Genomic DNA, 23,635 nt, shown 5'->3' on the forward strand with positions numbered 1-23,635 from the left:
TCTCAGGCGCGGCGGAAAGTCAGCGCCACCCCGTTGATGCAGTGGCGCTTGCCCGTCGGACGCGGGCCGTCATCGAACACGTGGCCGAGATGCCCGCCGCAATCTGCACAATGCACCTCGCGCCGCACGTAGCCGAGCTTGCGGTCGGTCGAATAGCCCACCGCGCCGGCGTCAATCGCCTGATAGAAGCTGGGCCAGCCGGTGCCGCTGTCGAACTTGGCCTGCGAAGAATAGACCGCATTGCCGCATCCGGCGCAGGCGAAGGTGCCCGCGCGGTGTTCGTCGTTAAGCGGCGAGGAGAACGGGCGCTCGGTCGCCTCTTCGCGCAGCACACGGTATTGCATGGGGCTTAGGCGGCGGCGCCATTCGGCGTCGCTGCGGGTGACGCGGAAGCTCTGCTGCGCCTGCGCCGGTTCGCTGCCGCAAGCGCTCAGCACGGGGAGCGAGACGCCCACACCGAGCCATGTCAGCGCGGCGCGACGGGTGAGGCGGGGGCCGTGGGTCATGAGGGCACCTCTAGCGGGCCGCGGCGGAACCCTTGCTGAACAGGCCGCGCACGAACCCGACCGGCCCGCGCCTACTCTCCTTTCCCTTTATAGCACCTTGCGGGCCGGACTTCATCACCCGCTTGCGGAACATGCTCGCCCCGACCCGCACGAACAGCGCCACGCACAGCGCCTGCCAGCCAAGCGCCAGCGCGTGCGGCCAGAGGCGCTCGTCCATCGCCGCGTGGGCGACCATCACGAAGGGCGAGCTTAGGGGAAAGGCCATGCCGAGCCAGTCGATCCAGCCGCCGGCATTGGTGATGGTGAGGCTGGAGAGGAAGAACACCAGCACCTGCAACATGGTGGCAGGCATCGACAGCGTCTGCACCTCGCGCACCGTCTTCGCCTGCGAGCCGATGGTGAGGAAGATCGCGCCCAGCAACAGATAGCCCATGCCGAAATAGAGCGCGAACAGCACCATGAACATCGGCCAGCCGACGCCCGGCATCGCGTAGTCCGAGAGCGAGACCCCGCCCGCCGTCAGCACGATGCCCGCCGTGGTGCCCCAGACCGCGATGCCCACCACCGACACCGCCAGCATCGCGAACAGTTTGCCGAGGAACAGCGCGTCCATCGGAATGGCAGCGGCCAGCACCTCGATGATCTTGTTGCCCTTCTCCTCGACGAGGTTCGACAGCACCATCGAGGCGAGCAGCATGATCAGCAGGAACAGCAGTACCTGCCCGCCCTGTGCGGTGTTGATCCGCGCCGAGTTGCGCGCGGCGGCGCTGGAGGCGACTTCGCTGGTGGCAACTTCGGGATAGGCGAGTGTTTGCCCTTCGGCCTGCGCGGCAATCATGCTGATCACGCCCTGCCAGCGTTCGATGCTGCCTTCGGTGGCGGTGAGATGCGGCGAAGCAGGCGTGCCGGTGACGACGGCGGCGAGCTGGCCCTCGCTTTTCTGCAAGGCGGCCCGCGCGTCGAAGGTTTCCCCCGGCGCGACCGCACGCAATTCGCTCATCGGGGGGACAGCGGAACCGAGACGTTCGGACAGGGCCTCGCCCGCCTTGAGCATCGCGCGGTTATCCTCGGCGCTCATGGCGAGGCCGACGCTGGCCACGCCCGCGCCCTGCTGCACCTGCGCGCCGACGCCGCCCGCCAAGGCCATCACCACCACCGGGAACAGTGGCCCGAGCAGGAAGAAGATGAACGCGCGGCTGAACAGGATCGCGGTAAAGTCGCGCCGCGCGACGACATAGGCGGCCTGAAACAGCGAGAGGCGCCCGCCGGGGTGTTTCTGCGTGCTCATGCTGGCTCTCCCGGTTCGCCTGCGACCATGTCTTTCGCCGCCGCCTCCCCCGCGATGGCGACGAAGGCGTCGTGCAGCCCGGCGCGTTCGATAGAGAGCGAGAGGATCCCCGCCTCGCCCTCGATCAGCGCCTTGAGCAGCGGCTCCACCCCGCTTTCGGGCAGGGCGAAGGTCCAGAAATTGCCCACTTGCCGGGTGTCATTTGGCAGCGCGGCGCGCCAGCCCCCCTCGCGGCGGCGCGTTTCGAGGCGGACCTGCGCCGGGATCCGGTCGCGCGCTTCGTCGACTCGGCCCGCGAACGGCACCTTGCCGCCAGCGATGATCGCGATGCCTTCACACAGGCGTTCGGCATGGGCGATGACGTGGGTGGAGAAGATCACCGTGGTGCCCTTGTCGGCCAGCCCCCGGATCAGCACTTCGAGCTTGCCCTGATTGATCGCGTCGAGGCCGGAGAACGGTTCGTCGAGCACCACCAGTTTCGGTTCGTGCACGAGGGTGCCGAGCAGCTGCACGGTCTGCGCCATGCCCTTGGAAAGCTGGCGGATCTGGCGCTCGACCGCATGGCCGAGGCCGTGGTTTTCGAGCAGTTCGCGCGCCTTCTCGCGGCCCTGTTTCAGCGGCAGGCCGCGCAGCGCGCCCATGAAGGCCACGGCCTCATAGGCTTTCATCGCCGGGTAGAGCCCGCGTTCCTCGGGCAGGTAGCCGATGAAGCGGGCGACATCCTGCGGGTTGCTGGCGCCGAGCACCATGCGCTCGCCTTCGTCGGGGTCGATAATGCCGAGCAGCATGCGCAGGGTGGTGGTCTTGCCCGCGCCGTTGGGGCCGAGGATGCCGTAGATCGCGCCGGTGGGGATGGCGAGGTCCACCCCGTCGACCGCCGTGGTGCCGTCGAACCGCTTTACCAGCCCGCGCGCGTCGATGGCGAGCGGGGCCGGGGTGTCAGTGCCTGCGGAGAAATCGCCTGTCGCCATGGTCATGCTGTCGCTTTAGGGGAGAGGGATGAAGCTTGCACACCCCTACCATGGTTAATCTCGCCGAGGCCACGTTGCAGGACCGGTTGCGCGAAAAGGCGCGCGAGCTGGGTTTTGCCGCCATCGGCTTCGCTCCGGCGGAGGATGACCCGGTGCGCAGCGCAAGGCTGCACGAGTGGATCGCGGCGGGCTACCACGGCGATATGCAATGGATGGCCGACCGCGCCGATGTGCGGCAGGGGCCGCAATCGATGTGGCCGGTCGCCAGAAGCGTGATCGCGCTGGGGATGAGCTATGCGCCGGAAGTCGATCCGCTGGCGCTGGAGGGCGATGCGGAAAAGGCACGCATCTCGGTCTATGCCCATGGGCGCGACTATCATGATGTCGTGAAGAAGGCGCTGAAGGCGCTGGCGCGCTGGCTGGTCGAGCAGGCGCCCGAGACCGAACTCAAGGTCTTCGTCGACACCGCGCCGGTGATGGAAAAACCGCTCGGGCAGGTGGCGGGGCTGGGCTGGCAGGGCAAGCACACCAATCTGGTGAGCCGCGAACACGGCTCGTGGCTGTTCCTCGGCGCGATTTACACCACGGCGGAGTTCGTGCCCGATAAGCCGCAGGCCGACCACTGCGGATCGTGCCGCGCCTGTCAGCAAGCCTGCCCGACCGAGGCCTTCGTGTCGCCCTACAAGCTCGATGCGCGGCGCTGCATTTCCTATCTGACGATCGAATATGCCGGGCCGATCCCGGAGGAGTTTCGCGAAGCCATCGGCAACCGCATTTACGGCTGCGACGATTGCCTCGCCGTGTGTCCGTGGAACAAGTTTGCCGACACGGCAGCGCGGCACAAGGCCTTCGCCGCGCGCGAGGAGCTGATTGAACCAATTGTGGCGGAGTTATTGACGCTCGACGATGCCGCTTTCCGGGCGAAATTCTCGGGCTCGCCGATCAAGCGGATCGGGCGCAATCGCTTCGTGCGCAACTGCCTGATCGCCGCCGGGAACAGCGGAAATGCCGAGTTGATCGCGCCGGTGCGAACCCTGATCGACGATCCCGATCCGGTGGTCGCCGAAGCCGCGCGCTGGGCGCTGGACAAGCTTACATCAGTTCCTTGAGCGGCCGCTCGGCGTCGGCCACCTCGCCCGCATCGACCTGCGTACGCGCCTCGATCAGCTTGCGGCCCTGCACATAGTCCTTGGTGCGGTTGACGGCGTCGATGGCGAGGATGCGGCCATCCTTCAGATAAACCACCGAAAAACTCCGCTCCGCCGGGTCGCCGCGCAGCACCGTGGCGTCATGCCCAGAGCTGATCCCGGCGGTCTGCAACCGGAGGTCGTACTGGTTCGACCAGAACCACGGGAAGGCCTCGTAGGGCACCGGCGCGCCGCAGATCGAGCGGGCGGCGGTGGTCGCCATGTCGTTGGCGTTCTGCACGCTTTCGAGCCGGATTACCGCACCGCCGGCATGGCCGTTGGCATGGGCCGCACAGTCGCCGATGGCATAGATGTCGGGCAGGCTGGTGTGGCAGAATTCGTCGACATCGACGCCGTTGGCCCCGGCAGCACCGGCATCGATCAGCGGACCGACCGCAGGCACGATCCCGATCCCGACCACCACCGCATCGCAAGGCACCACTTCGCCATTGGTCAGCTCGACCCCGGTTACGCGGGTGCCGTCGCCCTGCAGGCATTCGACCCCGACGCCGAGCCGCAGGTCGACGCCCTGCGCGCGGTGTTCGGCTTCATAGAAGCGCGACAGATCTTCGCCCGCCACGCGCGAGAGCACGCGGTCGAGCGATTCGATCAGCACGACCTCACAGCCCAGCTTGCGCAGCACCGCTGCCGCCTCCAGCCCGATATAGCCGCCGCCGATCACCACGATCCGGCGTCTGCCCTCGGCGAGTTCGGCCATCAGCGTGTCGACATCGGCCTTGTCGCGCACCGCGTGGACGCCTTCGAGATTGCCGCCGCTGCACGAGAGCCTGCGCGCATTGCCGCCCGCCGACCAGATCAGCTTGCCATAGCCCATCGTCTCGCCGCCCGAGAGCGTGACCTGATGCGCCTCGGGATCGATCCGCGTCACCGCCTTGCCGAGGTGCAGCGTCACCTCCTTTTCGGTCCAGAAGGCCTCGGGCCGGATCAACAGCCGCTCGAACGGCTTGTCGCCCGAAAGGTACTCCTTCGACAGCGGAGGTCGCTCGTAAGGGGGCAGCGGGTCGCGCCCGATCATGGCGATCGAGCCGGTGAAACCCTGTTGCCGCAAGGCGATGGCGGCCTGAGCGCCGCCATGGCCGGCTCCCACGATGATCACGTCGTAGCTTGTCATGGCGGCGTGTTGCCCGGTTTACTGGCCCAGCGTCAAGCCTCCGCGACAGGCGCGGGCCGATCCTGATCGAGCAACAGGTTGCGCGCCTGCCCTGCGAGCTGCGCCAGCACCGCCGGACGGACCGGCTGCACCGCTTGTGCGCGCGCGACGGTCTGGCGGAACTGGCCGATCTGATCCTCGTTCTGCTCGGCCCACTGCCGCACTGCGCCTTCGGGGTCCTGGGCGAAGCCCGGCGTCATGGCGGCAAGGCGGGCGAGGAACTCGCGGCGGATCTGCTGGAAATCGCGCGCGAGGCCCGCCACCAGCAGCCGCTCCCACGGGTCGGCCGGGCTCATCACCGAAGCCTCGCCCTGCGCCCAGTCGATGCCGAGCGAAGCACCCGTGAGCGTGAAGGCGCGAACCAGGGCGAGCGGATCGATCCCCGAGGAGTTGGCAAGGCTGGCGATGCCGATGGCCCCGTCGAGCGCGAACAGCCGCGCCACCTTGCGCGCCAGCACTTCGGGCGCGCCGAGTGCTTCGAGGTCGTCGGCAATTGCACTGACGTGGGCCGAGGCCTGCTTGCCGATCAGCGTATCGACGTGCGCGGCGAGCTGGCTCACCACCTTTCCGAGGCGCTCGCGCAGATCGGCCGGGTTGGAGGCACCGTTGGCGGCCCGGATCACGTCGGCGATATGCGCGCGCAGGCCGCTCGCCGCCTGTTCGAACAGGCCGAGCCGCGCGGCTTCGGGCATGGCTGTGGCGTCGATTTCTTCCCACAGCGCCTCCATCTCGAACATGGCCGCGGCCGCCACGAAGGCGCTGCCGACGATGGACAGGCCGACGCCCTCTTCCTCCGACAGTTCGAACGGATGGATCAGGCCCATGCGGTTGACCATCCGGTTGGCCACCACCGTGCCGACAATCTCGCGCCGCAGCTGGTGATCGAGCAATTGCTGCGGGAACTTCTCCTGCAACAGGCGCGGGAAGTCGGCCAGCACCAGCGCATCGGCATCGTCGTCCTGCGCGAGTGGCGAGTGCTCGACCGCATCCTGCAGCGCCATCTTGGTGCTCGACAGCAGCACGGCGAGTTCGGGGCGCGTCAGGCCCTGCCCATCGCTGCCACGCCGCGCCAGTTCGTCGTCGCTGGCGAGGCCCTCGGTCACGCGGTCGAGCACGCCGATGTCCTCCAGCATCTCGATAAGCCGCACATGCGCGCCCATCGAGCGCGCCCCGCCGCTCTCGGCAATCGACAGCGCCAGCGCCTGCAACCGGTTATCCTCCAGCACCAGCCCGGCGACCTCGTCGGTCATGTCCTTGAGCAGGGCATTGCGCTGGTCTTCGGTGAGCTTGCCCGCCTTGAGCGCGGCGCTCAGCGCGATCTTGATGTTGACCTCGTTGTCCGAGCAGTCGACGCCCGCCGAGTTGTCGATGAAGTCGGTGTTGATCCGCCCGCCCTTGAGGCCGAAGGCGATGCGTCCGGCCTGGGTAACGCCAAGGTTGGCCCCCTCGCCGACCACCTTCACGCGCAGGTCCGCCGCATTGACGCGCAGCCCGTCGTTGGCCGGATCGCCGACCTCGGCATTGCTCTCGTGAGCGGCCTTCACATAGGTGCCGATGCCGCCGAACCACAGCAGGTCGTTGGGCGATGTGAGGATCGCGCTCATCAGGCTTTCCGGGTCGAGCGCCTCCTCGGCAATGCCCAGCGCCGCGCGCGCTTCGGGCGAGAGTTCGATCCGCTTCAGGGTGCGCGGGAACACGCCGCCGCCCTTGCTGATGAGGTCGGCTTCATAGTCCGCCCAGCTTGACCGAGGGAGGTCGAACAGCCGCCTGCGTTCCGCCCAGCTGGTGGCCGGATCGGGATCGGGGTCGATGAAGATGTGGCGGTGGTCGAAGGCGGCGACCAGTTTGATCGCCTTCGACAGCAGCATCCCGTTGCCGAACACGTCGCCCGACATGTCGCCCACGCCGACCACGCGCACCGGCTCTTCCTGCACATCCACGCCCATTTCGCGGAAGTGCCGCTGGACCGAGACCCAGGCCCCGCGCGCGGTGATGCCCATCGCCTTGTGGTCATAGCCGTTCGAGCCGCCGCTGGCGAAAGCGTCGCCGAGCCAGAAGTCGTGTTCGATGGCGATGGCATTGGCGGTGTCGGAGAAGGTGGCCGTGCCCTTGTCGGCGGCGACCACGAAATAGGGGTCTTCGCCGTCGTGGATCACCACGCCCGCCGGGTGAACCACCTTGCCCTCGACCAGATTGTCGGTCAGCGACAGCAGTGTGCGGATGAACAGTTTATAGCTCTCCTTGCCCTCGGCGAACCAGGCATCGCGGTCGAGCGCGGGGTTGGGCAGCTGCTTGGGATAGAACCCGCCCTTGGCCCCGGTCGGCACGATCACGGCGTTCTTGGTCGTCTGCGCCTTCATCAGGCCGAGCACCTCGGTGCGGAAGTCGTCGCGCCGGTCCGACCACCTGAGGCCGCCGCGCGCCACGGGGCCAGCGCGCAGGTGAATGCCCTCCACCCGGCGCGAATAGACGAAGATCTCGCGCCACGGCACCGGCTTGGGGAGCCCCGGTACGAGCGAGGAATCGAACTTGAAGGCCAGCGCCTCGCGCCCCGCCGGGGCGAACACGTTGGTGCGCAGGATCGCCTTGATGGTGTTCCAGTAGAGCCGTAGCACGCGGTCATCGTTGATCGCGGAAACTTCGGCGAGGCCGGCGCGGATGGCATCCTCGGCGGCCTCTTCCGCCTTGGCCCGGTCGCCCTTGCAGGCGGGATCGTGGCGAGCGGTGAACAGGTCGATCAGCCCGCGTGTGACCGCCGGTGCGCCTGCCAGCGCCTCGACCACGGTGTGGATCGTGAAGGCGATATTGGCCTGCCGCAGATAGCGGTAGATCGCGCGCAGCCATTCGGTGTCTTGCGCATCGAGCCCGGCACTGATCACCAGCCGGTTGAAAATGTCGTTCTCGGCCCCGCCGTTGATGACATGGCCGATGGCCTCCTCGATCACGTCGGCGCGCTTGAGCAGGCTGACCGGATCGACCCCCGGCTGCACGGCTAGTCCGAAATCGTGGATCGTCCCGGCGTTGTCGACCGCGAGTTCGGTCGGCATTTCGGACAGTACGCGGAAGCCGAAGTTCTCCAGCGCGGGCACCGCGTCGGACAGCGGCATCGCCCCGGCGTGCTGATAGATCTTCAGCCGCAGCGGGCCGGTGCAGTGTTCCTCGGCGCAATAGAGCCGTACCCCGCGTTCGGGCGCATTCTCGTCGTCGAGCGCGCGCAGGCGGATGATGTCCTGCGCCGCCTCGGCCGGGCCGTAGCGCGTGCGATATGCAGTGGGCAGGGCATTGGCATAGCGCATCGCGAGCGCGGCGGCGTCGGCCTTCCGGTCGGTTTCGCCCAGTGCATCCTCCACCGCGTCGAGCCAGCCGCGCAGCAAGGTCTGCACCGCGCGGTCGAGCGCTTCGGCATCGGGCGTCTGCTCCTGCCCGCGGTAGTCGAGCACATAGCGCAGCAGCGCGAGGTTGCCGCCTTCGACCATGAGGCTCCAGTCGAGCGTGGCGGCACCGGTCTCGCTTTCGACCAAACTCTGAATCTCTTGCCGGACCGAGGTCGAGAGCAGGTCGCGCGGCAGCCAGACGAAGGCGAACAGGTGGCGGCCCAGCGGCGCGGTAACGAGCGTGGCGCGCGGGCGCGGGCGTTCGCCCAGCGCAATCATGGCGGCGACCACGCGCACCAGATCGTCATCCGAGAAACTGATCACGAGGTCGTGCGGCAGCACGGTCAGCGAATGGACCAGCGCCTTGTAGTCGTGGCTCTGCGGCGAGAAGGCGAACCTCTCCATCAGGGTGGCGAACTGGCGGCGCAGTACGGGCACCTTCTCGGGCGGCGAGGACAGCGCGGCGCTGGTCCACAGGCCCGCATGGACCGACAGCGCGGCCACCCGGCCATCCTCGTAAACCGGCACGATGAACAGATCGAGCGGCACCGTGCGGTGAACGCGCGAGAGGCGGTTGGCCTTGATCACCAGCGGCGCGCGGCCCGGCGCGCCATTTTCGCCGTCGAACCAGGCGAAGGCGCGGGCGAAGGTATCGTCGGCCACTACGGGATCGCCGGGGCGGCGGAAAATGCCGAGCGCATTCTCAATTCCGCCGTCGCGCCGGCGCAGGAGATGGCCGAGCTGGGTCATCATCCCGTCGCCGAGCCAGCGCAGCAGTGCCGCGCCCTCGCCATCGGCCACGAGGTCGGCATCCTGCATGATGCGCGCCTGCATCGCGGGCCAGTCGGCGACGGCGGCGCGCACGTCGAGAATCGCGGTTTCGAGCGCCTGTTCGAGCGCCTTGCGTTCGCGCGCATCGACCCGCGCGGTTTCGATATAGATCCACGATTCGCGCTTTTCGCCGGTGCCCGCGCCCTCGGGCACGTCGACCAGCGCCCCGCCCTCGCGGCGGACGGGCAGGATCGGGTGGATCAGCAGGTCGATCGGCAGGTTGCGCGCCTGCATGGCGGCGGCAATCGAATCGACGAGGAACGGCACGTCCTTGTTGACCACCGCGATGCGCAGGAAGCGGCGCGCCCCGGCCTCGTTGCTCATGCGGATGGCGGGCTTGCCGTCTTCGCGCTGGCGGGCGGTGGCGAGCACGAAGGCGGCCGCCTCGTCGAGCGCTGCGCCATCGAGCCCCGCTTCGCCGGGCAGGAAGCTGCCGGTGATGCGGCGCTTGAGCACCTCGGCAAAGCCGCGCTCCTGCTCGGTCAGGTCAGCGGCTGTGGAAGCGGGCGAGGTCGGCGTGGTCGTGGCCATTTGGGTAGTCTCCTTGCGCCGTAGCGCAGCAGTGGGCCTTGGGGGGAATCAGGCGGCGATGCGTTCCATCGCCAGTTCGAGCGAGCGGCGGCGGGCCGCCGGATCGTAGGTTGCGCCGGAGAAGATGATCTCGTCGGCATTGGTGCGGGCAATGAAGCGTTCGACCCGCTCGGCCACGGTGCGGGGTGAACCCACGGCAGCGGCAGTCGAGAGGCTTTCGAGCATCGCCTGCGCCTGCATCGGCAGCGTGGCGCGATATTCGGGGATCGGCGGCGGCAGGCGGCCCGGATCGCCGCTGCGCAGGCGCACGAAGGCCTGTTCGTGGCTGCTGGCGAGTGTTTCGGCTTCGTGGTCGGTCTCGGCGGCGATCATCGTCATAGCGGCCATGAGATGCGGCTTGTCGAGGTATTCCGAGGGGCGGAACTGCGTGCGGTAGGCCTCCAGCGCGGCATCGAGGTGCGCGGGGGCGAAGTGGCTGGCAAAGGCATAGGGCATGCCCAGCCGCGCGGCGAGCTGCGCGCCGAACAGGCTTGACCCCAGCATCCACATCTCCACCTTCGCGCCGAGGCCGGGGGTGGCCATGATCGGCAGCTCGAGATCGCCGGTCAGCAGCGCGCGCAGCTCGACCACGTCCTGCGGGAAATATTCGGCGGCGCGGTGCAGATCCTTGCGCAGCGCCTGTGCCAGCACCTGCCCCGCACCGGGCGCACGGCCCAGCCCGAGGTCGATCCGCCCCGGAAACAGAGCGTCGAGCGTGCCGAACTGCTCGGCGATCACGAAAGGGTTGTGGTTGGGCAGCATCACTCCGCCCGAGCCCACGCGGATCGTGCGGGTGGCATGGCCGATATGCGCCAGCACCACCGACGTCGCGCCCCCGGCAATGCCCGGCGAGCCATGGTGCTCGGCCACCCAGAAGCGCTTGTAGCCGACCTTCTCGGCAGTCTGCGCCAAGGCGGCGGCATCGGCGAGGGCTTCGGAAACGTCGCTGCCCTCGCGCACGGTGACGAGGTCGAGAACGGAGAATTGCGTCACAACAGGCTCTCCAGCGTGCGTTCTAGCAGGGCAATGTCCTGCGGGCGCGACAGGCGATGGTCGCCACCCTTCACCAGAATGCCCTGCACGTCGTCCGACGCGAGCGCGCGCATCAGCAGCACCGAGATATCGGACGGCACCTCGTCATCCTCCTGCCCGTGCAGCAGGCGCACCGGGCAGGTGAGCGGCACCTGGCGAATCAGCATCCGCTGGAGCTGCGCGTCCTGCCAGAAACCCGGATAGGTGGGGGTGGGCATGGGGCCGTAGGGATTGTCTTCGAACACCGTCTGACCAGCGGCCAGCGCGGCTTTCTGTTCCCGGTCATAGCCCCAGGAGGTGAAGTCGGGCGCGGCGGCGATGCCGATCATTGCGTGCAGCCGCTCACCCAAAGCCATGCCCACCAGCAGCATCAGCCAGCCGCCCATCGACGAGCCGACCAGCAGCACCGGGCCTTGCACCTGCGCCGCGATCAGCGCGAGCACCTCGTCTTTCCAGCGGGTTAGCGTGCCCTCGCCGAAAGTGCCGTCGCTGTGGCCGCAGCCCGAATAGTCGAGCAGGAGGCAGGCGCGGCCTTCGCTGGCGGCCCAGTCATAGATGGCAGTGGCCTTGGAACCGTCCATGTCGGACATGTAGCCGGGCAGGAACACGATGGTCGGGCCAGTGCCCGCGACATGGCGAAAAGCGATCCGGCGCCCGTCGACTTCGTGGAAGTCGCAAGCTTGTTCGGCCAGTTCCATTCGGCACTCCTCTCCATTGGCGCCGCCAGCAACGCGCTAAAACCTTTCAGCGCGCCGCGCCTTGTGCCATGGCGCGCGCAGGCAATCGACAGATATCTGGTATCATGAGCAATCACTTCAAGATCTCCCTTCCCGATGGTTCCGTTCGCGAGATGGCACCGGGCTCGACTCCGGCCGATGTGGCGGCGGAAATCGGGCCGGGGCTGGCCAAGGCGGCGCTGGCCGCGCGCGTAAATGGCGAGCTGCGCGATCTCACCCGCCCGTTCGAGGGCGACGCCGAGCTGGCGCTGGTCACCAGCCGCGACGAGGCCGAGGCGCTGGAGCTGGCGCGGCACGACTATGCCCACGTGCTGGCCGAGGCGGTGCAGGCGCTGTGGCCGGGCACCCAGATCACCTTCGGTCCCGCCACCGACGACGGCTTCTACTACGACGTGAAGGCGCCCGAGAGCCGCGCGCCGTTCTCGATGGACGACCTTCCGGCCATCGAAGAGAAGATGCGCGAAATCATCCGCGCCGATAAGGTGCTCACGCGCGAGGTCTGGACCCGCCAGCAGCTGATCGACAAGTGGCAGGCCGATGGCGAGACCTTCAAGGCCGAGTGGGCGAAGGAACTGCCCGAGGGCGAGGAACTGACCGTTTACAGGAGCGGCCCAAAAGACTCTGAGGATTCCTGGCTCGACATGTGCCGCGGGCCGCACCTGCCCTCCACCGGCAAGCTCGATCCCGATGCCTTCAAGCTGATGCGCGTTGCCGGGGCCTACTGGCGCGGCGACCAGAAGAACGCGCAGCTCACGCGCATCTACGGCACCGGCTGGCTGACCAAGAAGCAATTGAACGCGCACCTCACCCGGCTGGAAGAGGCCGCCAAGCGCGACCACCGCAAGCTCGGCCGCGAGATGGACCTGTTCCACTTGCAGGAAGAGGCGCATGGCTCGGTGTTCTGGCACCCCAAGGGCTATCGCATCTGGCGCGAGCTGGAAGCCTATATGCGCCGCAAGATGGACGGCGGCGGCTACCGCGAGATCAAGACCCCGCAGGTGATGGACGCACGCCAGTGGGAGCAGTCGGGCCACTGGGGCAAGTATCGCGAAAACATGTTCGTGATCCCCGACGAGGTGCCCAACACCGAGGACGAAGGCCCGATCGTCAGCGATGCGGCCGAATGGATGGCGCTCAAGCCGATGAACTGCCCGGCCCACGTGCTGGTGTTCAAGCAGGGCATCACCTCCTACCGCGACCTGCCGATCCGGCTGGGCGAAATGGGCTGCTGCCACCGCAACGAGCCGCACGGCGCGCTCCACGGCCTGATGCGCGTGCGCCAGTTCACGCAGGACGATGCGCATATCTTCTGCACCGAGAATCAGGTGGTCGACGAAGTGCGCCAGTTCTGCGAGCTGGCCGACCGCGTCTATCGCGACTTCGGCTTCACCTATCATGTGAAGCTGGCGCTGCGCCCCGAGAAGCGCTTCGGCTCCGACGAAATGTGGGACAAGGCCGAGCAGGAGCTGCGCGATGCGGTCGCGGCGGCAGGCATGGCCAACGACGACTATGGCTGGGAAGAGCTGCCCGGCGAAGGCGCGTTCTATGCCCCCAAGCTCGAATGGCACCTGACCGACGCGATTGGCCGCACCTGGCAGGTCGGCACGATCCAGTCCGACCGCGTGCTGCCCGAGCGGCTCGACGCGAGCTATATTGGCGAGGACGGCGGACGGCATCGCCCGGTGATGCTCCACCGCGCGATCTTCGGCAGCTACGAGCGCTTCATCGGCATCCTGATCGAGCACTTTGCGGGCCGCCTGCCCGCCTGGCTCGCGCCGGTGCAGGCGGTGGTGGCGACCATCGTCTCCGACGCCGATCCTTATGGCGAACAGGTGATGGCGAAGCTCAAGGCGGCGGGCATCCGCTGCGAGAGCGACTATCGCAACGAGAAGATCAACTACAAGGTGCGCGAGCACAGCCTCGCCAAGGTGCCCTATCTGCTCGTGCTCGGCATGCGCGAGGCGGAAGAGGGCAAGGTGGCGCTGCGTATCCTCGGCGAGAAGGACCAGCAGGTGCTGACCCTCGACGAGGCCGTGGCGCTGATCGCGGGTGCGTCGAGCCCGCCCGATCTGGCGTGATTATCCGCGCTGGCGAGCCGCGTGACTGCGCGGCTGCTCTGGCAATCTGGCGGGCTGCGGTGGACGCGACCCACGGCTTCCTGACGCCCGCAGACCGTCAGACGATTGACGCGCAGGTCGGCGCGTTCCTGCCGCAGTCGCCGCTGTGGGTGGCGGAATTGGGCGGCGAGGTGGCCGGGTTCATGGTGCTTGACGGCGACATGATCGAGGCGCTGTTCGTCGCTCCCGCGCGGCACGGACAGGGCGTCGGCTCGGCGCTTGTCGCCCATGCCCTGTCGCTTGCCCCGCAGGCGCGGGTCGATGCCAACGAGCAGGCCGATAACGCGGTCCCATTCTACCTTGCCAAGGGGTTCGAGCGGATTGGCCGTTCGGAGTGCGATAACGAGGGGCGGCCTTACCCGCTCGTCCATTTCCGCTTCCCGGCCAGGGCCTAGGGCGCGAAGATGGACGCCCTTGCGGGGTTCACGGCACTGCAACTCGCGCTGGCACTCGGCGCGGCGCTGGCGGCGGGCTTCGTGCGGGGGCTGGCCGGGTTCGGGCTGTCGGTGGTGCTGGTGCCGGTGCTGCAACTGACCATGGCGCCGCAGCTGGCGGTGTTCGTCGGGCTGGTGTCGCTGTCGCTGATCGCGCTGACCGACCTCGGACGCATCCGCCGCGATGCCGACCGTTCGTCTGTTCCCTTCGTGCTGGTTGCCGTGGCGGCCACGCCGCTGGGCCTGTGGGCGCTCAATGCGCTCTCAGCCGATCTGGCGCGCGTGCTGATCGCGCTGGTTTCGCTGGGGGCCTTCGTGCTGGTGGTCGCGCCGATGGGGCCGCTGCGGCTGCCGCGCCCTGTCGCGCTGCCACTGGCGGGGATCGCGACGGGCTTTCTCGGCGGTTTTGCGGGGATGCCGGGGCCGGGGATGGGGCCGTTCTACCTGCGCGGCAGCTTCGCCCCGCGCGCGGCACGGGCAAGCATGATGGCGATCTTCCTCGTCCTTTCGCCGCTGTCGGTGGCCTTCTTTTGGTGGCGAGGCGTGGGCTCATGGCGCGAACTGGTGCTGGCGGCGCTGCTCTTTCCCGCCGTGCTGGCAGGCGACTGGCTTGGCCACCACGCCTTCGGCCGCGTCACCACGCGGCAATGGCAGGTGGCGACAGGCGCGGTGCTGGCGGTGACGGCAATGGTGGCGCTTGGCCGCCTGCTTTAGAAGGGGAGCGCCTGTCCGGCGAGAATCAGCGCCAGAGCGCAGCCCATGACCACGGCAATGCGCAGCAGGTCCACCGGGCTGGCGGCGAGCTGACGGATGCGGGCGAAAGAAGCGGTCATACCCGAAAAGTATGACCGCGCTCCGGTAAACAAACTGTTAAAGTGCCAGCCTAGGCGACGGGCACGTGCTGGCTGCAACAGTGGAACGAGCCGCCGCCGGTCAGCACCGCGTCGGCCATCAGGCCCACTGCCTTGCGCCCCGGAAACAGCTTTCCGATCGCCTCGACTGCCGCCGCATCGTTGGCGCAGCCGTAGATCGGCACCACTACCACCTTGTTCGCGATCACGAAGTTCATGTAGCTCGCCGGCTCGGCATCCTCCTCACCGTAAAGCCCGGCGGAGGGGATGCGGTGGACCGTCAGCCCGAAGTCGGCGGCCCGTTGCGCCGCATCGTCATAGACGGCCGCATTGGGATCGTCGTCGCTGGTCGCCACGGGAATAGCGATTTCCCCCGGCGCGACGAACCGCGCGAGGTTGTCGACATGGCCATCGGTGTGGTCGCCGAGCAGGCCGTCACCGAGCCACAGGATGCGCTCGAAGCCCAGCTCCTGTGCCAGATGCTCCGCGATTTCCTCGCGCGACAAATCGGGGTTGCGGTTGCGGTTGAGCAGGCACTGCTCGGTCGTCACCACGAGGCCGGTGCCATCGGGATCGATCGAGCCGCCCTCCAGCACCCAGTCGGCCTTGCGATAGGCAAAATGGCCCGCCTCGGCGAGCGAGGCGCCAGTCTCCTGATCGCCATCGAGCAGATACTTCTCGCCCCAGCCATTGAAGCCGAAGCCCTGTGCGAGCCGCTTGCCATCGTCGGTGCGGACGATCAGCGGGCCGGTGTCGCGAATCCAGATGTCGCCATAGGGGTGGCGCTCGAAGACCACCGCCGGATGCGCCAGCGCCCGCGCGGCGGCCTCGCTCTCATCATCGCGCACCACGAGGCGCACCTGCTGGCCGCTTTCCGCAATGGCATTGGCGAAGGCGGCAACCTGCGCCTGCGCCGGGGCGAGATCGTCCTCCCACAGGTCGGCAGCGGCGGGAAAGCCGATCCAGATCCACTCCTGCTCGGCCCACTCGGGCGGCATCGTCTGGCTCATGCGTTCAGCACCCCTCGCCGGCAGCGCAGCTGGCATCGCGGGTGGCGCGGAATTCGTCGCCCTCGACCCAGTTCGGCCAGTCCGCGCTTTCGGCCAGCTCGCGGCCAATCGCATAGTAAAGCCCGACATCCTGTGCCACGCCGCTCCAGTCCCAGTTCGGATCGTACTCGTCCTTGGGGCCGTGATAGCGGTGGGCGGTATAGTCGGCGTGGCCTTCTTCGCCCGCTTCGAACCCGCCGTCGAACAGGTCTTCGCCGCTCTTCACATAGAGCATCGGCACGCCGCGCTTGGCGAGGCTGAAGTGGTCCGAGCGGTAGTAGTACCCGGCCTGCGGGCTGGGGTCGGCGGTGATCGTGCGGCCCTGTGCAGCAACGGCGCGCTCAAGCGTTGCGTCAAGCTCGCTCTTGCCGCCGCCGATGGCGACCACGTCGCGCGCCGGGCCGAGCACATAGAGCGCATCCATGTTCACCCCGCCCACCGTCTGGCTGAGCGGGAACACCGGGTTGGCACCATAGTACTCCGAGCCGAGCAGGCCCGATTCCTCCGCAGTCACTGCCACGAAGGCGAGCGAGCGTGCCGGTGCCCCGGCCTCGTGATGCATCTTCGCAAGCGCGACCAGCGCGGCAGTGCCGGTGGCATTGTCGACCGCGCCGTTGCAGATGTCGTCGCCATCGGGGGCGGGAGTGCAGCGGCCGAGGTGATCCCAGTGCGCGGTGTGGAGCACATATTCGTCGGGCCGCTCGGAGCCGGGCAGTACGCCCACAACATTGGCCGAGGCGAAGCGGCGGATATCGTTGTCGAACGAGGTGCTGGCCGTGATGCCGAGCGGGACGGCGGTGAAACCGGGCTGCGTGGCGGCTTGCTCCATCTGCGCGAGGTCCATGCCTGCCGCGCTGGCGATCTTTTCGGCAACATCGTGCGTGACCCAGCCGTTGACGAGCGTCTGGCTCATCCCGCCATCGTTGCGCGCGGCATAGACCTGCGGGCCGGACCAGCTCGATTCGACCACGTTCCAGCCATAAGCGGCGGGGAAATCGGCATGGATGATGATCGCGCCCGCCGCACCCTGACGCGCGGCTTCCTCGAACTTGTAGGTCCAGCGGCCATAGTAGGTCATGGCGCGACCGTTGAACGTGCCTTCGAGCGTGTCGGCGGCATAGTCGGCATCGTTGACGAGGATGAGCGCGGTCTTGCCGTGCATGTCGACGCCGGCATAGTCGTTCCAGCCGCGCTCGGGCGCGTTGATGCCGAAGCCGACGAACACGATCTCGCTATCGTCGAGCGCCACGTGATCCTGCTCGCGGTAGGTCACGCCGACCCATTGGTCGCCGAAGCTGTAGTCGGCGCCGGCAATGGTGAGCGGGGCGATGTTCTGCGCGGCGATCTCGACCAGCGGCACCTCCTGCACCCAGCTGCCGTTGTTGCCCGGCTCGAGCCCGGCGGCGGCGAACTGCTCCTCAAGATAGGCGATGGTCTTTTCCTCGCCCGGCGTGCCGGGGGCGCGGCCCTCGAATTCGTCGGACGAGAGGACGCGCGTGACCTCCTTCAGCGTGTCGACCGGGACCGGCGGGGCCTCCTGCGCCGAGGCCACGGTGGACAGCGCCAAGGCGCAAAGCGGAGCGAGCGTGCGGGTGAGCATATGGTTTCGTCCGAAATTTGTCATGGCGCGAGCAATGGCAGGACCGCCGCCCTATCGCAAGCGCAACACTTGCCCGCGCGCGCGGCACAAGGCAGGAGGCAGGCATGACCGCCGACTGGCAATCCGCACTCGCCCGCGCCCAGGCGCATGCTCCGTTTCTCGCGCTGGCGCTGCGCCGTCGGCCCGAACTGGCTGAGCTGTTGGCGCAGGGACGCGGCGAAGAGGCGCTTGTCGCAGCACGCCGCTCGGGCGAGGGCGTCGAGGATATCGGCGCGGCGCTGCGGATCGAGCGGCTCTCGCATGCGCTGGTGCTGGCGATTGGCGATCTGGCGGGGGCCTTCCCGCTCAGTCAGGTGCTGCGCGAATTGACGGGCTTTGCCGACAGCGCGCTTGACCGGGCGATGCGCGCGGTGGTCGCGCGGCGCTGCCCCGAGGCCGAGTTCGCCGGGTTCACCGCGCTGGCGCTGGGCAAACAGGGCGCGGGCGAGCTGAACTACAGCTCCGACATCGACCCGATCCTGCTTTACGACCCCGCCACCCTCCCGCGCCGCGAGCGCGACGATCCGGGCGAGGCCGCGCAGCGCTATTCGCGCCAGCTGGTCGAGCTGCTCTCCTCGCACACCGGCGAGGGCTATGTGATGCGCGTCGACCTGCGGCTGCGTCCGGCGGCGGAAGTCAGCCCGCTGGCGATCTCCTTTCCGACCGCGCTTTCGCACTACGAAAGCTCGGCGTTGGCGTGGGAGCGCGCGGCCTATATCCGGGCCCGCGCGGCGGCGGGCGATATCGCAGCGGGCGAGCATTTCCTTGACGAGGTGCGCCCGTTCGTCTGGCGACGCAGTCTCGACTTTACCGCGATTGAGGAAATCCGCCGCCTCACCTTGCGCATTCGCGAAGCCTATCCCGGCCCGCGCGAGCCCGGAGCCGGTTTCGACGTAAAGCGCGGGCGCGGCGGCATCCGCGAGATCGAGTTCTTCGCCCAGACCCACCAGCTGATCTACGGCGGCCGCCTGCCCTCTTTGCGGCTGCGCGGCACCCGCGCGGCGCTCGATGCGCTGGCGGGCGAGGGGATTATCACCCCGGCGACGGCGCAGGAACTGGGCGAGGCTTACGACCGGCTGCGCGTGGTCGAGCACCGGCTGCAAATGGTCGAGGACCGGCAAACCCACGAACTGCCCGCCAGCGCCGAGGCGCTCGACAATGTCGCGCGGCTTGACGGGATGGCGGACGGCGCGGCGCTGCTGACCGAATTGCGCGACATCTGCGCGCGCGTGGGCGCACATTACGATGGGCTGCTCGGGGAGGGCGACGATGGCGCATCGGGCGGCATCACCGTGCCCGAGACGTTCCGCGCCGATTTCGACGCGCGGGTCGATCACTGGACCGGCAGCCTGCGCGTGATGCGCAGCGCCGGGGCGCAGCAGGCCTTCGCGGTGATCCGCCCGCGTTTGCTCGAAGCGCTGGCCGAAGCGCCCGACCCGGCGCGCGCCATGGCGCGGTGGGAGACCTTGCTCGAACGCTTGCCGACCGCGATCAACCTGTTCCGCCTGTTCGAACAGCGCCCCGGCCTGCTCGACACCGTGCTGCGGGTGCTGACGCTGACCCAGCCGCTCGCCGATGAACTGGCGCGCAGGCCCGAGCTGCTCGATGCGCTGATCGACGCCCGCGCGCTCGACCTGCCCGGCAGTGTCGACGATCTCGCCGAGGCCATGCGCCAGTGCGAGGAGCCCGACTACGAGACCCGGCTCAGCCGCATCCGGCAGGTGGTGGGCGAGGAGCGGTTCGCGCTCGGGGTGCAGCTGATCGACTGCCGCCACGATCCGCTCGCCATTGCCGAGGGGCTGTGCCGCGTGGCCGAAGGCGCGGTGCGCACCGGGGCCGAGGCCGCCATCGACGAGTTCGAACAGGTCCACGGGACAATCGCGGGCAGCGAGTTGATCGTTCTCGGCCTCGGGCGGCTGGGCGGCGGGGCGCTCACCCACGCCTCCGATCTCGATGTGGTTTACCTGTTCAACGGCGAGATCGGTGAGGAATCGGACGGGCGGCGTCCGCTCTCGACCTCGCTCTATTTCAACCGGCTGGCGACGCGGGTCACTGCCGCGCTGTCGGTGCCGACCGCCGAGGGCGCGCTCTACGAGATCGACACGCGGCTGCGTCCGCAGGGCAAGCAGGGGCCGCTCGCGGTCAGTGTCGAGAGCTTCGCGCGCTATCAGGCGAGCGAGGCCTGGACCTGGGAGCACATGGCGCTCGCCCGCGCGCGGCCGATCTTCGGTAGCGCCGAGGGGCAGGCGGGTTTGCAGCAGGCGATCCGCGAGGTGCTGCTCGCCCCGCGCGACCCCGAGAAACTGCGCGCCGACGTGCTCAAGATGCGCGGCGATGTCGCCACCCACAAGCCGCCGCGCGGCGATCTCGATGTGAAGCTTCAGCGCGGCGGGCTGATGGATAGCGAGTTCCTCGTCCACTACCTGCAACTGCGCCACGGCGTGGGCCTTGCGCCTGCGCTGGAGACCGCCATCGGCGGGCTGGAGGCAGCGGGTTTACTGCCTGCGGGCTATGTCGAGCATCACCTTGCGTTGACCCGCGTGCTGGTGGCCGCGCGCTTGCTCGCACCGGGAAGCAGCGAGCCCTCACCGCCTGCGAGCGCGGTGCTGGCGCAGGCCTGCGGGACGGACGACCTGCCCGCGCTGCGCCGCGCGATCATGGCCTCGCGGCAAGCCATCGCCGCGCAATGGGCAGCGGTGTTTGACCAGAAACTGGAGATCGAATGATGAGCGAAAGACCCGATATCGGCGATAGCGTCCCCGACATTGCACTGGAAACGCCCGAAGGCGGGAGCGTGAAGGTGTCGGACTTCAAGGGCGAGAAGCTGGTGCTGTTCTTCTACCCGAAGGACAATACCCCCGGCTGCACCACCGAGAACGTCGACTTCTCGGCGCTGGCCGCAGACTTCGCGGCGGCGGGCACGAAGCTGCTCGGCATCAGCAAGGATTCGGCGAAGAAGCACCAGAACTTCATCGCCAAGCACGATCTGAAAGCCCCGCTCGCCACCGACCCCGAGACCGATGGCCTCGCCGATGCGCTGGGCATCTGGGTCGAGAAGAGCATGTATGGCCGCCAGTATATGGGCATGGAGCGCACCACCTATCTGGTCGACGGCGAGGGCAAGATCGCGCGCGTCTGGCGCAAGGTGAAGGTGAAGGGCCACGCTGCCGAGGTGCTGGCCGCAGCGCAGGAGTTGTAACCATTCCTGCCGAACTCGATCTGTCGCAGGCGATCCGCGCTGCGCTGCTCACTGGTGACGCGCGCGCCAAAGTGATGGCGACGCGCAAACTGGTGCGCGACTGGCGGCTGGGCCGCCTGCCGACCGGGTTTTCGGTGGCCATGCCCGATCACCCCGAATGGCCCGCGGGGCTGGAGGTGCTGCCGCCCTCGCACATGCCCAAGCGCGGGCGCGGCGGCTCGGAGCGCAACCGGATCGCCCTGTGGCATTCGCTCGCCCATATCGAGTTCGTCGCCATCGACTTGGCGCTCGACATGGTCGGCCGTTTCGGCCCGGCGCAGGGCGAAGGCTTTATCGCCGACTTCCTGCGCGTGGCGGCGGATGAGGCGATGCACTTCGCGATTATCGAGCGCCATCTTGCGCAAATGGGCGCGCGCTATGGCGATCTGCCCGTCCACGGCGGTCTGTGGCAGGCCGCGAGCGACACCGCCGACGACGTGCTCGCGCGGCTGGCAATCGTGCCGATGGTGCTGGAAGCGCGGGCGCTTGATGTAACACCTGCTACGCTGGAACGCGTAAGAGCGCAGGGCGATGAGCGGGGCGCGAAGATCCTTGAGCGGGTGCTTGACGATGAGATCCGCCACGTCGCGGCGGGCACAAGCCATTTCGACAGGCTCTGCGAAAAGCGCGGATTCGTGCCGGAGAATCACTGGCAAAAGCTGGTTCGGGAACGTTTCGGCGCACGCATTAAGCCGCCGTTCAACGACTCAGCGCGCCAAGCTGCCGGTCTGCCGCGAGAATATTATACTGCGATTGCCTGATTAACCTTTGACCGCTCTATTGGTTCCCGACGGAAAAAGCGCGAACACATCGCTGCTTTGGGAACTGCGGGATCGGCCGGAAGGCTGGCCCCAAGAAAGAGCAAAAGGGATCGTATGCTCTCGAAAATTGCAACCGCGCTCGTGGCGCTGACTGGCCTTGCCGCAGCCCCGGCTCTTGCTAACGAAACCACCGTCGGCGTTGCGGCTTCGGCCGGCGCCTCCACCGCATCGGGCGGTGTCGATACCGAATTCAGCGAACTGTTCGCCAACTGGCAGACCCTCGAAACCGGTGGCCGTGTGACCCAGTCGGGCGACATCATGGCCGGCCCCAGCATCGCGATCTCGGTCCCTTCGCGGATGCCGCTCGAAAACGCCGTGCTGACCAGCGGTTATGGCATGCGCAACCATCCGATCCTGCGCCAGCGCCGCGGCCACAAGGGCGTCGACCTTGCCGCGCCGACCGGCACTCCGGTCTATGCCACGGCTGACGGCATGGTGGGCATGGCGCAGCCGTTCAGCTCCTATGGCAACTACGTCCAGATCGAGCACGGCGGCGCGATGCAGACCCGCTATGCGCACCTGTCGAGCTATGTCGTGAACGTGGGCGACAACGTGCAGAAGGGCGACCTGATCGGCTACGTCGGTTCCACCGGCCGTTCGACCGGCCCGCACCTCCACTACGAAGTCCGCGTGGCTGGCGAAGCGGTCAACCCGATCCCCTACATGACCGCCGAACTCGCGATCGACAACAGCCCGCTGGCCGCGCGCGGCGGGCCGGAATGATCTCCGGCAACTGAGCTTCAGGCCCAAGCAAAAGGGCGGCAATCTCGCGATTGCCGCCCTTTTGCTTGGGTGATGCCTTGAAGGAGGCCTACTCTGCGAGCAGGCGCTCCGCCATGGCGCGGACATCGGCGCCCATGTCCTCGCGTTCAAGCGCCAGCGCCAGCGTCGCCTCGACGAAGCCGAGCTTGCTGCCGCAGTCGAACCGGCGACCGGCAAAGGTGACGGCATGGAACGGCTGGGTGCCGATCATGCGCGCCATGGCATCGGTGAGCTGAATTTCGCCGCCCGCGCCCTTGCCCTGCGTTTCCAGCGTGCGCATCACTTCGGGCTGAAGGATGTAACGGCCGGAGATGATCTTGTTCGACGGTGCTTCTGCCACCGGCGGCTTCTCGACCAGGCCCTTGACCTCCGTCAGCGCGCCGCTGCTCGCGCCCGGATCGATCACGCCGTAGGACGAGACCTCCTCGTGCGGAACTTCGAGCACCGAAATGAGGTTTCCGCCCACTTCATTATAGGCCTCGACCATCTGCGCCATGCAGCCCGGCTTGCCGACCATCATCTCGTCGGGCAGCAGGATGGCGAAGGGCTCGTCACCGACGATGGCGCGGGCGCACCAGATCGCGTGGCCAAGACCCAGCGGCACCTGCTGGCGCACCGTGATGATATCGCCCGGCGTGGCGCGGGTCGGTTCGAGCACCGACATGTCCTTGCCGCGCTCTTCCATGGTGGTTTCCAGCTCGAACGCCTTGTCGAAATGCTCGACGATGGCGGTCTTGCCGCGGCCGGTGACGAAGATCATCTGCTCGATCCCCGCCTCGCGGGCCTCGTCCACGGCATACTGAATCAGTGGCCGGTCAACGATAGGGAGCAGCTCTTTCGGGATAGCCTTGGTGGCGGGAAGGAAGCGGGTGCCAAGCCCGGCAACCGGGAAGACAGCTTTGCGGATCGCTTTGGGTTTGCTCATGGTTAAGGTGATGAAGCGAGGGCACAAAGTGGTCAAGGCGGATCGTCACCGCAGTGCAACATTGGGGCACATTCCTGCGACAGAATGAACTTTTTGTCAGCCTGCGCGTTGGGTGGGAAACTGGAGGATAGT

The 23,635-nt window shown here is 67.8% G+C and carries 19 protein-coding genes; 8 read left to right on the forward strand and 11 right to left on the reverse strand.

All coding sequences use genetic code 11. The annotated features are described in order from the left end of the window. Nucleotides 1-2: 2 nt before the first annotated feature. Genes msrB through D2V17_RS12810 form a run of 3 tightly spaced genes read right to left on the reverse strand, consistent with a single transcriptional unit; the run spans nucleotide 3 to nucleotide 2,771 of the window. The gene (gene msrB / locus D2V17_RS12800) at nucleotides 3-506 is read right to left on the reverse strand and encodes a peptide-methionine (R)-S-oxide reductase MsrB (protein WP_119593196.1); all 504 of its coding nucleotides are present in this window, start codon (nucleotides 504-506) and stop codon (nucleotides 3-5) included. Nucleotides 507-516: 10 nt separating this feature from the next. Next, complete coding sequence (locus D2V17_RS12805; protein ID WP_119593197.1) at nucleotides 517-1,794, reverse strand: ABC transporter permease; 1,278 nt, start codon at nucleotides 1,792-1,794, stop codon at nucleotides 517-519. After that, nucleotides 1,791-2,771, reverse strand: coding sequence for an ABC transporter ATP-binding protein (locus tag D2V17_RS12810; protein ID WP_119593198.1), 981 nt, complete (start codon nucleotides 2,769-2,771; stop codon nucleotides 1,791-1,793). Before D2V17_RS12810 ends, D2V17_RS12805 begins: the two co-directional genes overlap by 4 nt. Before the next feature lie 44 nt (nucleotides 2,772-2,815). On the opposite strand from D2V17_RS12810, the gene queG reads away from it, so the two are divergent. Next, nucleotides 2,816-3,874 carry a tRNA epoxyqueuosine(34) reductase QueG gene (queG, locus tag D2V17_RS12815; RefSeq protein WP_119593199.1) on the forward strand — a complete coding sequence of 353 codons (1,059 nt, stop codon included), beginning with the start codon at nucleotides 2,816-2,818 and terminating at the stop codon, nucleotides 3,872-3,874. Here the strand turns inward: queG and D2V17_RS12820 are convergent. The 4 genes from D2V17_RS12820 to D2V17_RS12835 are packed head-to-tail and all read right to left on the reverse strand — an operon-like array spanning nucleotide 3,858 to nucleotide 11,628. Further along, on the reverse strand, nucleotides 3,858-5,084 hold the full coding sequence (locus tag D2V17_RS12820; protein WP_119593200.1) for an NAD(P)/FAD-dependent oxidoreductase: 1,227 nt from the start codon (nucleotides 5,082-5,084) through the stop codon (nucleotides 3,858-3,860). The two genes, queG and D2V17_RS12820, sit on opposite strands and share 17 nt — an antisense overlap. 32 nt (nucleotides 5,085-5,116) lie before the next feature. Then, nucleotides 5,117-9,859, reverse strand: coding sequence for an NAD-glutamate dehydrogenase (locus D2V17_RS12825; protein WP_119593201.1), 4,743 nt, complete (start codon nucleotides 9,857-9,859; stop codon nucleotides 5,117-5,119). A gap of 48 nt (nucleotides 9,860-9,907) precedes the next feature. After that, nucleotides 9,908-10,891: an LLM class flavin-dependent oxidoreductase gene (locus tag D2V17_RS12830; RefSeq protein WP_119593202.1), complete on the reverse strand. Its 984-nt coding sequence runs from the start codon at nucleotides 10,889-10,891 to the stop codon at nucleotides 9,908-9,910. Next, entirely contained in the window at nucleotides 10,888-11,628 is a 741-nt protein-coding gene (locus D2V17_RS12835) for an alpha/beta fold hydrolase (protein WP_119593203.1), read from the reverse strand. Before D2V17_RS12835 ends, D2V17_RS12830 begins: the two co-directional genes overlap by 4 nt. Nucleotides 11,629-11,732: 104 nt before the next feature. Here D2V17_RS12835 and thrS point away from each other — a divergent pair, with 104 nt between their 5' ends. From thrS to D2V17_RS12850, 3 genes are read left to right on the forward strand one after another with little or no spacing between them, the layout of a single operon-like run. Then, nucleotides 11,733-13,745, forward strand: a complete 2,013-nt coding sequence (gene thrS, locus D2V17_RS12840) for a threonine--tRNA ligase (protein ID WP_119593204.1) — start codon at nucleotides 11,733-11,735, stop codon at nucleotides 13,743-13,745. Then, the gene (locus tag D2V17_RS12845; protein ID WP_119593205.1) at nucleotides 13,742-14,179 is read left to right on the forward strand and encodes an acetyltransferase; all 438 of its coding nucleotides are present in this window, start codon (nucleotides 13,742-13,744) and stop codon (nucleotides 14,177-14,179) included. The genes thrS and D2V17_RS12845 overlap by 4 nt, the downstream gene beginning before the upstream one ends. Before the next feature lie 9 nt (nucleotides 14,180-14,188). Continuing rightward, nucleotides 14,189-14,932, forward strand: a complete 744-nt coding sequence (locus tag D2V17_RS12850) for a sulfite exporter TauE/SafE family protein (protein WP_119593206.1) — start codon at nucleotides 14,189-14,191, stop codon at nucleotides 14,930-14,932. Here D2V17_RS12850 and D2V17_RS21930 read toward each other — a convergent pair. Genes D2V17_RS21930 through D2V17_RS12860 form a run of 3 tightly spaced genes read right to left on the reverse strand, consistent with a single transcriptional unit; the run spans nucleotide 14,929 to nucleotide 17,718 of the window. After that, nucleotides 14,929-15,051: a hypothetical protein gene (locus tag D2V17_RS21930; RefSeq protein ID WP_281270579.1), complete on the reverse strand. Its 123-nt coding sequence runs from the start codon at nucleotides 15,049-15,051 to the stop codon at nucleotides 14,929-14,931. The two genes, D2V17_RS12850 and D2V17_RS21930, sit on opposite strands and share 4 nt — an antisense overlap. A gap of 50 nt (nucleotides 15,052-15,101) precedes the next feature. Continuing rightward, entirely contained in the window at nucleotides 15,102-16,079 is a 978-nt protein-coding gene (locus D2V17_RS12855) for an agmatine deiminase family protein (protein ID WP_119593207.1), read from the reverse strand. A 4-nt stretch (nucleotides 16,080-16,083) separates the two neighbouring features. Next, complete coding sequence (locus tag D2V17_RS12860; protein ID WP_119593208.1) at nucleotides 16,084-17,718, reverse strand: M28 family metallopeptidase; 1,635 nt, start codon at nucleotides 17,716-17,718, stop codon at nucleotides 16,084-16,086. A gap of 104 nt (nucleotides 17,719-17,822) precedes the next feature. Here D2V17_RS12860 and glnE point away from each other — a divergent pair, with 104 nt between their 5' ends. From glnE to D2V17_RS12880, 4 genes are all read left to right on the forward strand, one after another. Beyond that, the gene (gene glnE, locus D2V17_RS12865; protein WP_119593209.1) at nucleotides 17,823-20,483 is read left to right on the forward strand and encodes a bifunctional [glutamate--ammonia ligase]-adenylyl-L-tyrosine phosphorylase/[glutamate--ammonia-ligase] adenylyltransferase; all 2,661 of its coding nucleotides are present in this window, start codon (nucleotides 17,823-17,825) and stop codon (nucleotides 20,481-20,483) included. After that, nucleotides 20,483-20,956, forward strand: coding sequence for a peroxiredoxin (locus D2V17_RS12870; protein WP_119593210.1), 474 nt, complete (start codon nucleotides 20,483-20,485; stop codon nucleotides 20,954-20,956). The genes glnE and D2V17_RS12870 overlap by 1 nt, the downstream gene beginning before the upstream one ends. A gap of 2 nt (nucleotides 20,957-20,958) precedes the next feature. Continuing rightward, the gene (locus D2V17_RS12875; protein ID WP_425453647.1) at nucleotides 20,959-21,756 is read left to right on the forward strand and encodes a ferritin-like domain-containing protein; all 798 of its coding nucleotides are present in this window, start codon (nucleotides 20,959-20,961) and stop codon (nucleotides 21,754-21,756) included. A gap of 114 nt (nucleotides 21,757-21,870) precedes the next feature. Beyond that, nucleotides 21,871-22,539 (forward strand): M23 family metallopeptidase, encoded by a 669-nt coding sequence (locus D2V17_RS12880; RefSeq protein WP_119593212.1) that lies wholly within the window; start codon nucleotides 21,871-21,873, stop codon nucleotides 22,537-22,539. A gap of 88 nt (nucleotides 22,540-22,627) precedes the next feature. Here the strand turns inward: D2V17_RS12880 and galU are convergent, their stop codons facing one another. Then, a complete protein-coding gene (gene galU, locus D2V17_RS12885; RefSeq protein ID WP_119593213.1) occupies nucleotides 22,628-23,503 on the reverse strand; it encodes a UTP--glucose-1-phosphate uridylyltransferase GalU in 876 nt (291 codons plus the stop codon). Nucleotides 23,504-23,635 lie beyond the last annotated feature (132 nt).

The sequence above is a fragment of the Aurantiacibacter xanthus genome (assembly GCF_003584015.1).
In the GTDB taxonomy this organism is placed as follows: Bacteria; Pseudomonadota; Alphaproteobacteria; order Sphingomonadales; family Sphingomonadaceae; genus Alteraurantiacibacter; species Alteraurantiacibacter xanthus.

Excerpts from the sequence above, each read along its gene's own strand:
- D2V17_RS12810 (WP_119593198.1), bottom strand. The coding sequence starts at position 2,771 with ATGACCATGGCGACAGGCGATTTCTCCGCAGGCACTGACACCCCGGCC.
- D2V17_RS12835 (WP_119593203.1), bottom strand. The coding sequence starts at position 11,628 with ATGGAACTGGCCGAACAAGCTTGCGACTTCCACGAAGTCGACGGGCGC.
- D2V17_RS12870 (WP_119593210.1), top strand. The coding sequence starts at position 20,483 with ATGAGCGAAAGACCCGATATCGGCGATAGCGTCCCCGACATTGCACTG.
- D2V17_RS12880 (WP_119593212.1), top strand. The coding sequence starts at position 21,871 with ATGCTCTCGAAAATTGCAACCGCGCTCGTGGCGCTGACTGGCCTTGCC.
- D2V17_RS21930 (WP_281270579.1), bottom strand. The coding sequence starts at position 15,051 with ATGACCGCTTCTTTCGCCCGCATCCGTCAGCTCGCCGCCAGCCCGGTG.
- glnE (WP_119593209.1), top strand. The coding sequence starts at position 17,823 with ATGACCGCCGACTGGCAATCCGCACTCGCCCGCGCCCAGGCGCATGCT.
- D2V17_RS12820 (WP_119593200.1), bottom strand. The coding sequence starts at position 5,084 with ATGACAAGCTACGACGTGATCATCGTGGGAGCCGGCCATGGCGGCGCT.
- queG (WP_119593199.1), top strand. The coding sequence starts at position 2,816 with ATGGTTAATCTCGCCGAGGCCACGTTGCAGGACCGGTTGCGCGAAAAG.
- D2V17_RS12860 (WP_119593208.1), bottom strand. The coding sequence starts at position 17,718 with ATGCTCACCCGCACGCTCGCTCCGCTTTGCGCCTTGGCGCTGTCCACC.
- D2V17_RS12805 (WP_119593197.1), bottom strand. The coding sequence starts at position 1,794 with ATGAGCACGCAGAAACACCCCGGCGGGCGCCTCTCGCTGTTTCAGGCC.
- D2V17_RS12855 (WP_119593207.1), bottom strand. The coding sequence starts at position 16,079 with ATGAGCCAGACGATGCCGCCCGAGTGGGCCGAGCAGGAGTGGATCTGG.
- thrS (WP_119593204.1), top strand. The coding sequence starts at position 11,733 with ATGAGCAATCACTTCAAGATCTCCCTTCCCGATGGTTCCGTTCGCGAG.
- D2V17_RS12850 (WP_119593206.1), top strand. The coding sequence starts at position 14,189 with ATGGACGCCCTTGCGGGGTTCACGGCACTGCAACTCGCGCTGGCACTC.
- galU (WP_119593213.1), bottom strand. The coding sequence starts at position 23,503 with ATGAGCAAACCCAAAGCGATCCGCAAAGCTGTCTTCCCGGTTGCCGGG.
- msrB (WP_119593196.1), bottom strand. The coding sequence starts at position 506 with ATGACCCACGGCCCCCGCCTCACCCGTCGCGCCGCGCTGACATGGCTC.
- D2V17_RS12825 (WP_119593201.1), bottom strand. The coding sequence starts at position 9,859 with ATGGCCACGACCACGCCGACCTCGCCCGCTTCCACAGCCGCTGACCTG.